Origin of the sequence: Slackia piriformis YIT 12062, assembly GCF_000296445.1 — a bacterium.
GTDB lineage: Bacteria > Actinomycetota > Coriobacteriia > Coriobacteriales > Eggerthellaceae > Slackia > Slackia piriformis.
Window position 1 is genome coordinate 633560 of the sequence record NZ_JH815198.1, and the last position, 13151, is coordinate 646710.

Annotated in this window: 10 protein-coding genes; 5 read left to right on the forward strand and 5 right to left on the reverse strand. The window is 58.8% G+C overall.

Going from position 1 to position 13151, the window contains the following annotated elements:
• Positions 1 to 262: 262 nt before the first annotated feature.
• The 4 genes from HMPREF9451_RS02830 to HMPREF9451_RS02845 form a co-directional block, all read right to left on the reverse strand.
• Positions 263 to 1609, reverse strand: coding sequence for a dicarboxylate/amino acid:cation symporter (locus tag HMPREF9451_RS02830; RefSeq protein WP_009138791.1), 1347 nt, complete (start codon positions 1607 to 1609; stop codon positions 263 to 265).
• Positions 1610 to 1627: 18 nt separating this feature from the next.
• Positions 1628 to 2479 (reverse strand): SDR family oxidoreductase, encoded by an 852-nt coding sequence (locus tag HMPREF9451_RS02835; protein ID WP_148508485.1) that lies wholly within the window; start codon positions 2477 to 2479, stop codon positions 1628 to 1630.
• A 243-nt stretch (positions 2480 to 2722) separates the two neighbouring features.
• Positions 2723 to 4324 (reverse strand): sensor histidine kinase, encoded by a 1602-nt coding sequence (locus HMPREF9451_RS02840; protein WP_009138793.1) that lies wholly within the window; start codon positions 4322 to 4324, stop codon positions 2723 to 2725.
• Between the two features lies 1 nt (position 4325).
• Positions 4326 to 5045, reverse strand: coding sequence for a response regulator transcription factor (locus tag HMPREF9451_RS02845; RefSeq protein ID WP_009138794.1), 720 nt, complete (start codon positions 5043 to 5045; stop codon positions 4326 to 4328).
• Positions 5046 to 5389: 344 nt separating this feature from the next.
• Between HMPREF9451_RS02845 and HMPREF9451_RS02850 the strand changes: the two genes are divergently transcribed.
• Complete coding sequence (locus HMPREF9451_RS02850; protein ID WP_009138795.1) at positions 5390 to 6169, forward strand: ABC transporter ATP-binding protein; 780 nt, start codon at positions 5390 to 5392, stop codon at positions 6167 to 6169.
• A complete protein-coding gene (locus HMPREF9451_RS02855) occupies positions 6159 to 8261 on the forward strand; it encodes an FtsX-like permease family protein (RefSeq protein WP_009138796.1) in 2103 nt (700 codons plus the stop codon). Before HMPREF9451_RS02850 ends, HMPREF9451_RS02855 begins: the two co-directional genes overlap by 11 nt.
• A gap of 582 nt (positions 8262 to 8843) precedes the next feature.
• Here the strand turns inward: HMPREF9451_RS02855 and pdxR are convergent.
• Positions 8844 to 10439: a MocR-like pyridoxine biosynthesis transcription factor PdxR gene (gene pdxR, locus HMPREF9451_RS02860; RefSeq protein ID WP_009138797.1), complete on the reverse strand. Its 1596-nt coding sequence runs from the start codon at positions 10437 to 10439 to the stop codon at positions 8844 to 8846.
• A gap of 173 nt (positions 10440 to 10612) precedes the next feature.
• Here pdxR and pdxS point away from each other — a divergent pair, with 173 nt between their 5' ends.
• The 3 genes from pdxS to HMPREF9451_RS02875 all read left to right on the forward strand — a co-directional run bounded on the left by pdxS (position 10613) and on the right by HMPREF9451_RS02875 (position 13113).
• Positions 10613 to 11521, forward strand: a complete 909-nt coding sequence (gene pdxS / locus HMPREF9451_RS02865; protein ID WP_009138798.1) for a pyridoxal 5'-phosphate synthase lyase subunit PdxS — start codon at positions 10613 to 10615, stop codon at positions 11519 to 11521.
• Between the two features lie 35 nt (positions 11522 to 11556).
• Positions 11557 to 12159 carry a pyridoxal 5'-phosphate synthase glutaminase subunit PdxT gene (pdxT, locus tag HMPREF9451_RS02870; protein ID WP_262361686.1) on the forward strand — a complete coding sequence of 201 codons (603 nt, stop codon included), beginning with the start codon at positions 11557 to 11559 and terminating at the stop codon, positions 12157 to 12159.
• A gap of 159 nt (positions 12160 to 12318) precedes the next feature.
• A complete protein-coding gene (locus HMPREF9451_RS02875) occupies positions 12319 to 13113 on the forward strand; it encodes an HAD family hydrolase (protein WP_009138800.1) in 795 nt (264 codons plus the stop codon).
• Positions 13114 to 13151 lie beyond the last annotated feature (38 nt).

Below are 13151 nucleotides of genomic sequence, written 5' to 3' on the forward strand. Positions count from 1 at the left end.
TTGGCGCTCTGATTTGGTGGAGCGTCTTTCCGAAAAAAGGAAAAAGACCGCTCCTGGCAGCGAGCGGCGGGGTGTTCGATTGTTCGGAGGGTTCTGGAAGCAAAAAAATCCGCCCGTCCGCCGCAACGGGCGGATTCGGAGGAGCGAGAAGTAGGTTGAGGCCGATCGGCCGGTGGTTCGGGCGGACTATCGGCGCGAACCACCGGTTGGACATGCGAATTGATCGTTGGCGCGAAAGACCGGCCGGAAGCGAAGAATTCTTCTAAGAAGCCGCGCGCATCTCCTCGAGCGTCTTGCCCGCGTCGGGGTCGTCGAACACGGCCTTGTTCACGCGGCCTTCCTGTTTGGCGACGACCATGGTGCATACGGCGTCTCCCGTGATATTGACGGCCGTGCGCGTCATATCGAGGATGCGGTCGATGCCCATGATCAGTGCGATGCCCTCAAGCGGCAGTCCTACGGAATTGAACACCATCGAAAGCGTGATGAGGCCGACGGAGGGAACGCCCGCGGTTCCGATCGAGGCGAGGGTGGCGGTGGCTATGACCGTCGCGTACTCGACCGGGCCGAGATCCACGCCGAATAATTGGGCGGTGAACACGACCGCCACGCCCTGCATGATTGCGGTGCCATCCATATTGATGGTGGCGCCCAAGGGGATGGTGAATGAGGAGATGCGGCGATCTACGCCCATCTTCTTGTCCAGGGTCTCGATGTTCAGCGGAATGGTGGCGTTAGAGGTTGCTGTGGAGAACGCGAACGCCATGACCGAGACGAACTTCTTCAAAAACGTGAACGGGTTGACGTGCGCGAACACGCTCAGCAAGATCATGTAGACCACGAGGCATTGCAGAGCAAGCGCCAGAAGAACCCCGAGCATGTATTTCACCATGGGCAAGAACGCATCGAAGCCTATGTTGGCGAAGGTGCGCGAAAGCAGGCAGAATACGCCGATGGGAGCGACGAGCATGACAATGGAGGTCATCTTCATCATGATGTCGTTGAACTGCTCGAAGAAGCTGTGCACCGTTTCTGCCTTGCGGCCAAGCAGCGCGATGATGATGCCCACGAACAGGGCGAAGAAAATGACCGGGAGCATGTCGCCGTTGGCGAGCGACTGGATGGGGTTTTTCGGAATGATGTTCAGAAGCGTATCGGCGATGGAAAGCTCCGAGGCCGCGCTTGCGGTATCGAGCGTCGAGGTATCGCTCACTACAATCGAGGACATGTCGACGCCTTTGCCCGGGCTGATCAGATTGCCGACGCCCAATGCCACGCCAACGGCGATGGCGGTCGTGCATATGTAGAAGATAAGCGTCTTCACGCCAACGGTGCCGAGGGTCTTGGTATCGCCGATAGAGGCGGCGCCGCAGATAATCGAGCAGAACACGAGCGGAACGACGAGCATCTGCATCAAGCGGATGAATCCTTGGCCGACGATGTAGAAGACGCCGTCGACGAACACGTCGTCTCGCACGGTTCCGGCGGGGATGAGGTAGTGAAAGATCACGCCGCAGACGATGCCGAGCACGAGCGCGATAAGAATGGTGGTGGTCAGGCCGAGTTTGCGACGTTTTTTCGTCATGGCCTTTTCGGGGGTTTCGGTCATGGATGCTCCTTTCTCGCGCTAGGCCGTCATGCCGTGGTCGGCCATGTAGGCCTTCAGGTCGTCTTCCCATCGGGGCATTTCGAAGATACCGGTCATCTTGATCATGAGGTTTTCAAGCTCGATGCGGTAGGCGTCTTCGGGATTTTGCTTGCCTACGAGATTCGTGGTGGGGACGCCGGCGAGCTCGAGCGCGCGCTTGGCGAATTCGTAGCGGCTGCACAGCCCTTCCGTTGATGCGTGGAAGGTGCCGAACTCGCCCGATTCCATGACGGAGATGACGAAGTTGGCATAGGTGTTCGACGAGGTAGGGGAGGCAAACTGGTTCGCGGGGACTTCGATTGTCTCGCCTTTTCTGCTCATTTCTATTATGCGTACGAGATAGTCGGTAGGCAGCGCGGTGTATACCCAAGAAGATCGCACGATGATGTGGCGGGGATTGAGCTCGCGAACGAGCGTTTCGCCCGCTTCCTTCGATTTTCCGTAGACGTGGGGAGGCAGCGTCTTGTCGAACTCGTTGACGGGGTGCTGGATGGAGCCGGGGTAGAGGTCGTCGGTTGAAAGGTGGACGATCAGGCCGCCGACGGCCGCGCTGGCGATGGCAAGGTTGCGCGCGCCGAGGGCGTTGACCTTGTAGGCGCGTGTGGGGTCTTGCTCGGCGAGTTCCTTGCTGGAAAGGCCCGCGCAATTGACCACGACGTCGGGACGGTAGGTATCGACGTAGTTGTTGACCGCTTCGAGATCGGTGATGTCGAGCTCGGCGTCTGTCGTCATGATGATGTAGCGTGCGTGATCGAGGTGGTGTTCGATCGCTTGGCCCATGCGTCCAGCCGCGCCCGCGATCCAGATGACCTCTTGGGGACCCATTCTCATATATCCTCTTTTCGACAGGTGCTCGCGCAAAGCCGAATCGTGGAAAGCGGAACTCTGGCGAGCTGAAACGGTGGAAGCAAGGAATTATAAGCCTGGCGAAGAACCGCAAGACTGCAGCGCACGGACTGTTTCCGGTATTTAACAATTTGTCGGCGAGCGGTTTGTTTCGCTGCCGAATTCTTTGCTCCTGTCGAGGGGACGAACGTCCGCGTTCGCCCCCTCGACTTGGTCGAAAAGCCGTGCCTAGGAGCTTTCGAGCGGGAAACGCATGGTTGTTTCGAAGCCCGCTGGGTCGCTCGTGGAGAAATCGATGCGCCCGCCGTGCGCTATGACGATGCGCGCCACAAGGGAGAGGCCCAGACCGTGGTCGTTGAAGCCCGCGAGCTCTTTCGGGCGAAGCGAAGGTGGCATCTCGGCGGAGCCGGCCTCGCTTTCGGGTGCAATGGGCGCCCGCGCCGCCCGTGCGCCCATCGCGGCGTACTCTTCGTAGTGCGGGGGCGGAACAGGCCCGTTGTCGCGGCGGTCTTCGGAAAAGGCGGATGATGCGATGTTTTGGGCTTCGAGGTTGAGCCGGGCGATCGATTCTTCTGCCATACCGGTTCCGTCGTCGGCCACGCGAAGCAGCGCGAATCCTTCGCGCACGTCGGCTCCGAGCGTTATAGTGCAGCCTCCGTCGTTATGGCGCAGGGAGTTGTCGATAAGGTTGCGTACGGCGCGCGTGATAAGCCTTTCGTCCAGGGAGACACGCACCTGCTCCGCCGCCGGAGAGATATCGGCCTCGATGGAGAAGCGTTCATCAAGGCGGTCGTTGGCGCAGTCTGCGGCGATGGATCTGACCATGCGGGCGAAGGCTGCGGGATGCGCGTCGAGCGGCTGCATGTCGTATTCGAGCTTCGAGGCTATGTTGAGGTCCGAGACGAGGTCGCGGATTCGCGCGCTCTGCCTCACGACAATACGTGCCGAAGCACGCACCTCATCGGACAGGCTCTGGTTTTCGGCTATGCCCTCGGCGTGTCCCATGGCTATGGCGAGCGGTGTGCGGATGTCATGGCTTACGCCGGCCACCCACCGCTTGCGTGCTTCGTCTTTGCGTCGCATGATGGCGCTCGCGGCGTTGATACTTTCTCCCACCTCGGAAAGCGAACCCGTCGCGTTGATATGCGCAGGTTTGCCCCGGGCGAGGTCGTCGAGCGATTTCACCATGGGTTCGATGTTTTTTTCGACGCGTCGGCGTGACACGAAATATGCCAGGAACATGATTCCCGCATCCACGATGAAGATGAAGAAAATGTAGAACGGGGTGCGCAGCATGGTTTGCTGCGGCCAGTAGTTCAGGGGAAACATCGCGTAGGAGTCTTTGGGAAATCCAGTGACCAGGATTCCGTCGTCTCGCTTGCAGATAAAGCACGGGTAGTCGTCGAGATAGCCCATGCGCGCAAAGGTCGCGGCGTCTGCGAGCGTGTAGGGGCGTATGACGCTTTCCGGGGCGTTTCTGCTCCAGTCCACGGTTCCTTCGTTGGATATGAGAATAGCCCAGCATTGCTCTTCGTCCATCCAGTTCTGGGCGTAGGTGGAAAGCTCGTAGTCTCCGTCTTCGTTTCGGACGAGGTCTTCTCCTATTTTCATGGTGACGCCTTTGGGCGTTCCACTGCCGAATGCCTGATTGTTCTCATAGATGGTGATTCCCATATAAAGGAACAGGTCGACGAAGAGCAAAAGAATCGTCAGGCAGACGAACAACGCAGCTTGCTTTCCTATGGAGAACGGGGCGAACGTCTTGCGGCGTGCCCGTTTTGCGCGCTCTTGCGAAGGAGAGAATGTCGAATCGTTCTTATGCGCGCCCATGCTAGCGATCCTTTAAGACGTTGAGCCTGTATCCCAGGCCTTTCGCCGTGACAAGGGATTGGGGCTGGGAGGGGTCCTTCTCGATTTTTTCGCGAATACGGCGCACATGCGTCATGAGCGATTGCGCGTAGCCGAAGGAATCGCCCCAGGCGGCTTCGCACAGGGCGTCGGTCGTCACGATGCGGTTCGCGTTGCGGGCGAGCGTGTCGAGAATCGCCCGCTCCTTAACCGTCAGCGTCAGGTGTTCGCCGGTGTCGCGGCGTAGCACGTCGGCGTTCGCGAGGTCGAGCGTGGCGTTTTCCAGGTATACGGTTTCGGGCTCGGCCGGATAGCAGCGTCGCAGTACTGCCTGCATGCGCAAGATGAGCTCTTGCGGGCTGAACGGTTTCGTCACGTAGTCGTCGGCGCCGCAGCGCAGTCCGGCGAGGCGATCGTCCGTTTCATCTTTCGCCGTGAGGAAGATGACGGGCAGGGGCGTGTCGGGCTCGAAGGCGCGCAGGTATTGGCACAGCGTGAATCCGTCGCCGTCGGGAAGCATGACGTCGAGCAGGGCAAGCTCGGGCTTTGTCTGCCGGTATGCGGCAAGCGCTTCCTGCACGTTGGCCGCTTGGGCAACATGGGAAAAGCCCTCCGCTTCGAGCATGGCCGCCACCATGCGGCGCAGCTCGGGTTCGTCGTCCACCAGGAGAATCCTCCGTTTTTTCAAGCTTTGGTCGCTCATCGTCGCTCCAGGATGTCGTCGTGCATTCGTTGCGTACGCGGCGTCGTCGAACATGGCTCGGCGTGCGGGCGGGGCACAAGACCCTGCGGGTCTGCCGCGCATGCGGCATTGCCTGGACCCGCCGGTTTTCGGGCGTGCGTGCGCTTCGTCCATTAAAGCACGAAGCGCCGTTCGTGGAGCATTCGACGCATCGATGTCAGGCAAACGTCAGGTTGGGGAAAGGTTGGCGCAAGGGGGCGCTTCTACGATGGAATGGTCATGAAATGCGGGCGTTTCGCTTGGCCACCGCCTTGGCGGGCGTGGCGTCGAGTGCGTTTTGCCCGTCGCAACGATAGGAGGAAGCCATGGCAGGTCATGTGCTTGAAGTTCAAAACGTCACGAAACGCTACGGCAGCGCGAAGCGCGGGGACGAGCTGGCGACGCTCGGTCTTGCGGGCGTGAGCTTTTTCGTGGACGAAGGCGAGTTCGTAGGGATTATGGGCCCGTCTGGTTCGGGCAAATCCACGCTTTTGAACTGCATATCCACGATCGATGTGGTCACGAGCGGCTCCATTCGCGTGGCGGGACGTGATATAACGACGCTTTCTTCCAAGGAGCTTTCGCGCTTTCGCCGCGACGAGCTGGGGTTCGTCTTCCAGGATTCGAACCTACTTGACACATTGACGGTGCGAGAGAACATCGCCCTTGCGCTCACCATCCAGAAGGCTCCTTCGAGAGAGATTCCCGCGCGCGTGGAAGACATGGCGTCGCGCCTTTCCATCGTCGAGGTGCTCGACAAGTACCCGTATCAGATATCCGGAGGACAGAAGCAGCGTGCCGCCGCGGCCCGTGCGGTCATCACGCGTCCGAGCCTCGTCTTGGCGGACGAGCCCACCGGCGCCCTCGACTCGAAATCTTCCGGGCAGCTGCTTGAGACCTTCGAGCTTCTCAACCGCCTGGGCTCGACGATTGTCATGGTGACCCACGACGCCTTTACCGCCAGCTGGTGCAGCCGCATCATCTTTATCAAGGACGGAAAGCTGTGGGGCCAGCTGCGTCGCGAGCAGAGCACGCGCGAGCAGTTCTTCGCGAAGATCGTCGCCGCAACCACCCAGCTCGGATCGGAGGCGGACCATGCTTGCTAAGCTCGCGTTCGCCAATGTGCGAAAATCGGCGAAGGATTTCGCCGTGTACTTTTTCACGCTGGTGCTGGGCATCGCCGTGTTCTACGCATTCAACTCCGTTGCCGGGTCGGATGCTGTCGCGCGCATCTCCGAGGACACGCGGCAGATGGTGGAACTTTTGGGCGTGATCATATCCGGCGTCTCGCTGTTCATCGCGGTCATCCTGGCGTTTCTTGTCATCTACGCCAACCGTTTCCTCATCAAGAGGCGCAACAAGGAATTCGCTCTGTATCTGACGCTCGGCATGCGCAAGAGCGACTTGTTCAAGGTTTCCGCTCTGGAGACGTGCATCGTGGGAGCGCTTTCGCTTGTCGTGGGGCTTGCCTTGGGCATCGGGATATCCCAGGTTCTTTCCAACGTGGCGGCCTCGATGTTCGATACCGCGGTGGAAGGCGTGGCGTTTTCCATCTCCGCGGAAACGCTCGTCTATACCGTTGCTGTCTTCGCGGTTATTTTCTTCGTCACGGTCGCGCTCAATACGGGTTATCTGTTCAAGGCGAAGCTTATCGATCTGCTGCATGGCGATCGGAAGAACGAGGTGCTGACCCTGCGCAGCCTGCCGCTTTCCTTCGTTCTTTTCGTCGTATCGTGCGTAATCATCGGCATTTCCTACAAGCTTCTGATGGACAACGGCCTCATGAACGTCAATGAGCAGTTCATTGGTGCGACGGTTCTGGTATGCGTGGGAACCGTGTTGTTCTTCTATTCGCTCTCCGGGTTTCTGCTCCGCCTTTTCCAGACGATAAGGCCGCTGTACCTGCGTGGCTTGAACATGTTCTTTCTGCGCCAGCTTTCTGCACGTGTGAATTCCGCGTTCGTGTCGATGAGCGTGATTTCGCTGACGCTCTTCCTTGCTATCACCAGCGTGTGCGGCGGCATAGGCATCTGCAACGCGATGGCGTCGGGGGTGGAAAGCGGGACGAAATATGACGCAAGCGTCATTACCGGCTATATGACGCCCGACCCCGAAAGCGGCGAGATGGTCTCGATTGTCCCCGAGGGTTTCGATGCGTTCGTCGAAGAGCACGATCGCGATATGGCCTCTGGGCTTGCCGACAGTGCCGCCGCGCTCGGCGCCGCATCGTGGGACGATCTTGTCGATCGCAGCGTCCAGGTTGATTTCTACATGTCGGGCATCACGTACGGCGACGTAAGGCAGGCTTCGGGCGAATCGATTTTCGATCACGTAGGCGCCGGCATCATGTCTTCCGATATGGAGTCGAACTCGTTTCTCGATGTAGTGGGCGTTTCGCAGTTCAACGATGCGCGCGAGCTTGCGGGGCTGGAGCCTGTTGCCCTCGGGGAGGACGAGGCGCTAATTTGGAGCGACTTCACCACGACCGTGCCGTATTTCGAAGCGGTTGCCAGCAAACAGCCGGTTCTTTCTTACGAAGGACGCGACCTGCGCGTGAGAAGCGAGATTTCGCGCGACACGCTTGAGACCACCGGCGTGGCCCAAAGGGCTGGTGTGCTTGTGGTTCCCGATTCGTGCATCCCTTCTGACGCGGTCCCCTACTCGTCGTTGCTCGACGTGCAGTGCAAACCGGGCCAGGCCGAGGCGTTCGGTGCTTTTATGGACGAGGTCGAAAACACTCCGGATACGAACACGTGGCCGGTGACGATGGTGCAGACGGCGTCTGACGTGCGTACGCAGAGCAAAGGCCTTGTGGCCGTGGTGAGCTATCTGGCCATGTATATCGGCTTCGTTTTGGTAATCGCCTGTGCGGCAATCCTTGCGATTCAGCAGCTGACCGACGCTTCGAACAATGTGCGCCGCTATGAGCTGCTCGCCAAGCTCGGCGCCCCCGAGTCCATGATAAGCGGCGCCCTTTTCAAGCAGATCGGCATCTACTTCCTCTTCCCGCTTGTGCTAGGCGTCGCGCATACGCTGTGTGCCATGCAAGTGGTGATCGATGTAGTGAGGGTGTTCGGATACATGGATATCGGCCAGATGAGCGTAATCGCCGTCGCGGCATTCCTGGCGGTGTACGGCGCATACTTCCTTGTGACGTATTTCACGGCACGCGCCATGGTGAGGTTCCGTCGTTCATAGAGCTCAATTGTTCGGCGCGTTTCAGCTGACGTATCACGTATCGGGAAGGGGCATCGTGCTTAGTACGCGGGCCCTTTCCCAAATCGCCGTGCAAGCTCATAGAGCCAGGATAAAAAACAGGCCGAGATGCATATGCGTGCATCCCGGCCTCTTTGGGAAGAAGACGCTAGAGAGGAGAGAAGCGTCTTCGCCTTGGCGTGGTAAGCGCCCAAGGCTTCTCTACCGCCTGCAAGGGAAAGGGGCGGTTGTGGGCTTCGGCTCGTAGATAAAGGGGAAAGACGAGCCGAGCCGCGTCGGTCCGAGCAAGGAGGTTGGTGGACCGATTCGTCGGCTTGCGTATATATGGGGAAGAGCAAGCCGAGCGTGGGGCATGTCCGAAGGGTGTCATTCGGAACGATTGCCATAATAGGTTCGAAAACAGCCCCTGAAATCCCCCAATAGGGAGTATTTACGGCGATATTTAGGGCATTGCTCTGGTTTTAAGCGCCTACTCATTTTTATGTGAGGTATCAAAATGCCAGGTCAAAGTCATACTTTAAGTATGAGGATGCTTCGTTTGCCACAATGCGGGGTGTTTTGCCATCAGGAAAGGAACGAAACGAGTGCACGCGATATGGCTTCCGCGGCAGCCCGCGCATCGCGTTTCGAAAGCCCCGCATAGCTTATGACGAGGCGGCATCTGCTCGAATCGGGCGCTTCGTCGGCTCCAATTCGGTAGGAAGAAAGCGACCTTGCGGCTACGTCTTGCTTCAGGAGAGATTCGACCATGGCGTTTTCAAGAAGGGTGCAAGAGGCGGAATTGTTCTGAGGACGGTTTTCTTCGGGCGAGGCTTGGCTTTGCGTGTGCACCTCCATGAGGAAATGAAGCCCTGAATCTATGTTTTCGAAGGAAAGATAAGGGCCTGCAGGCGTTAGTCGGAGAGCTTCGATAAGGGCGTTGCGCACTGCTTTGCATCGCGTTTTCGTTCGGTTGATGTGACGGTCAAGATCGCCTTGCTCGATGAAGCGCGCAAGGGCCATCTGATCGATGGCGGGAACCGTGCAGGAATAGAATCCCATGCGTTCGCGATAGACGCGCGCGAGATGCGCGGGAAGCACCATGTAGGCGATGCGGAAGGCCGAACCGAGCGTTTGAGAGAAGGTGTTCGTGTAGATGACGCGCTCGGACCGGTCGATTCCCGAAAGAGAGGGGATGGGTTTTCCCGCGAGGCGAAACTCGCAATCGTAGTCGTCTTCGATGATGTATCTCCCCGGTTTTTCTGTGGCCCAGGCCAAAAGCTCGTAACGTCTGCTCGGAGGCATGACGATTCCCGTAGGAAATTGGTGTGAAGGCGTGATATGCGCAAGGTCGGCCCCGCAGGCGCGAAGGCCTTCGGAGGAAATGCCCTTCGCATCAAGGGGGATGGGGAATATGCGAATCCCGTTGGCCTCGTAGATGCTTGCAAGGCGCCCGTAGCCTGGGTTTTCTAAAGCGACCGCTTCCGGCCTTTCGAGGAGCTGGATGATGAGGTTGTAAAGAACCTGCGCGCCTGCGCCTACGACGATGCAGTCGGGGTCGGCCTCAAGGCCGCGCACCGAGCGGATGTGCCAGGCGATCGCCTCTCTGAGGCGTTTGGTGCCTTGGCAATCCTGGGCCGAGACCAAATCTGAACGAGGCTCGAGAGAAAGGGTGTCGCGCAACGTTTTGGCCCATGTGCTGAAAGGGAAGGAGTCGGGGCTCGTTTCCAAGGACGCCAGATTGAAGCGAATCCTAGACTTTACATTGTATAGCTCTGGTTTTTCTAAATTATACAATGTAAAGTCCCGCTGTGAAGAGGAATTTCCCTCTTGAGGGTCACGACCTTTTCTATCCTTTTCGGGCGCGGTCGAGGGCGTATTTTTGCCTGTCGCAAAGTCTGAAAAATCCCGGCGAGCGTTCTGGGGCTGCGGTTGGGAGAGGATGTCGCAGGCGAAATACCCGCGGCGAGGCTCGGCGTAGAGGTAGCCTTCCGCCATAAGCTGGGCGTAGGCCGACTCAACTGTGATGAGGGCGACCCCGAGATTGCGGGCGAGCGTCCGCTTGGAAGGAAGCCTGTCGTGAGGATGCACGATGCCGTCTTCGATGTCTTTTTTGATGCACTTGTACAGGTAGACGTAGAGGGGGTCTTCGTTTCTTTCGTCGAGGTTGTATGTCAACATAACTGGCTCTATCTATTAGAAAACTGGTCTTAATCTGATTCTATCAAAAAGAGTGAAATTGGATATACCGCCATACCCAGAACGGCACTATCCTGCCGAATCGACATCAATCTTGCCGCGACGCAGCTGAAAGGAATGCCCCGCGGCGTTTGTTCGAAGGAAAGGAATGCCCTATGGAACACGGAGTTGCTTTGAAGGATAAGGCGGTCGCGAAGGAGCGGGCCTCCTTGAATCGCTCGTTGGCCCGCATGTTGAAAGGCGGCGTGATTATGGACGTTACGTCGCCCGAGCAAGCGCGCATCGCGGAGGAAGCGGGGGCGTGCGCGGTCATGGCCCTCGAGCGAATCCCTGCCGATATACGGGCGGCTGGGGGCGTTTCCCGCATGAGCGACCCGAAGATGATCAAAGGCATTCAGGACGCCGTTTCTATTCCCGTCATGGCGAAGTGCCGCATCGGTCATTTCGTCGAGGCACAGGTTCTCCAGGCGATCGACATCGATTACGTGGACGAATCCGAGGTTCTCTCTCCGGCCGACGATGTGCACCATATAGACAAGACGCGTTTTGCCGTGCCGTTCGTCTGCGGAGCCCGCGACTTGGGCGAGGCGCTTCGACGCGTAGCGGAAGGCGCTTCCATGATCAGGACGAAGGGGGAGCCGGGCACGGGCGACGTAGTACAGGCGGTTCGCCATATGCGCGCCATGATGGCGGAGGTTCGTCGCGTTGTTGCCATGGTCGACGACGAGCTTTTCGAGCACGCGAAAAGCCTGGGCGTTCCTTATGCCTTGCTTCGCCGCGTGCATGACGAGGGCCGTCTTCCCGTGGTCAACTTCGCAGCAGGCGGCATTGCGACGCCTGCGGACGCTGCGCTGATGATGCAGTTGGGAGCCGAAGGCGTGTTTGTGGGTTCGGGAATCTTCAAATCGGGCAACCCGTCCAAGCGTGCGGCGGCAATCGTGCAGGCCGTTACCCACTTCGAGGATGCGCGGCTTATAGCGAGTCTTTCCGAAGATTTGGGCGAAGCTATGGTTGGAATCAACGAGCAGGAAATAGACGTGCTCATGGCGCAGAGGGGAATCTAGAAATGTGCGCGACCGGGTGTGGAGAATCGCCTAGAGTGGCCGTGTTGGCGCTGCAGGGAGCTTTTGCCGAGCATGAAGTCGTGCTCGCGAAGCTCGGGGTGCGTTGGACGGAGCTTCGCGAGGCGGGTGATCTGCGCAAGGAGTTCGACGCTCTTATTCTTCCTGGCGGCGAAAGCACGGTCCAGGCGAAACTGCTTGAAGACCTTGGCATGCTCGCTCCTTTAAAGGCCCGCATCGAAGGCGGGATGCCGGTTCTTGGTACGTGTGCGGGAGCCATCCTGCTTGCGGAGGGAATCGACGAGGGGAAAGGGTCGGGCTCGTGCTCTGGCGGCTCTCCTCGGGGCTTTGCGACCATGCCGATCAGGGTGCGGCGAAACGCTTACGGCAGGCAGCTGGGGAGCTTTCGCACCGAAGGGTTGTTTGCATGCTGCAAGAACCCTTCGAAAAGCGGGAAGATTCCGATGACGTTTGTGCGCGCTCCGCGCATCGAGGCGGTAGGCGAAGGCGTCGAGGTGCTCGCTCGGGCGCACGGCGATATCGTCGCCGTGCGCTACGGAAACCAGATGGCGTTGTCGTTTCATCCGGAGCTCGATGACGACACGTCCGTTCACGAGGTGTTCCTTTCGCTTGTGCGGTGAATGTGAACGCTTCGTGCGCGCCGCGTCAAATCCGCGTCAACTTGCACGGTGCTTTGCGATTTTTTCGGATTCGTTTCCTAGGATGGCGAAAAGCCGAAGGCAAAGTGCGGCTGGAAGGCTCGGTCTCATCGAGCCGGCTCGCGCGGAAAGGAGAGCCCGATGATTAAACTCGTGGCATCGGATATGGACGGAACGCTGCTCGACGAGAGGTCGCGTGTTCCTCAGGAGACCTTCGATTTGATTCGGGGCCTTACAAGCGTGGGGGTTCGCTTCTGCGCCGCGTCGGGCAGACGCTTCGACACGCTTCAGGAGTTTTTCGGACCCGTTGCCTCTTCGATGGATTTCGTCGCGTCGAACGGGGCTCAAGTGGTCGTGAACGGAATTCTGGTCGATCGCGAGGTCTTCTCACACGCGGCGCTTCGACGGTTGCTGTCCGTGACAAGGCGTTTCAGCTGTCTTCATCTGGTGGTGTTCGATCGCACGAACAGCTATCTGCTCGATGACCCCTCCTGCTACAAGGCGGAATTCGACAAGGACCTCCCCAATCCCATTCGCATGGAAGATATGCCCCCTGCAAGCACGTCAATCGTGAAGGCATCGATATTCTGCGATCATGAGCTCATGGACATGGCGTACGTGCTCTCCCGAGAGCTCGATGACGATTTCGTTTTCGCGCCGTCCGGCTCGAACTGGATCGACGTCATGCAGCGCGGGGTTTCAAAGGCCACAGGCATCGAGCAGGTCATGCTCGCGCACGGCGTGAAGCCCGACGAGGTGATGGCGTTCGGCGACTCGATGAACGATTACGAAATCCTTCGCATGGTGGGGGAGTCGTGCGCTATGGGAAACGCCCGCTATGCGGTGAAGGAGATTGCGAAAAGGGTTATTGGCACGAACGTTGAGCATGCGGTGCAGCGCGAGATGAAAGAGCTGCTTGATGCCCTTCGCCGATGACGGCCGCTATGCTGCGGTAAGCGCCGGCCGTCATCGGC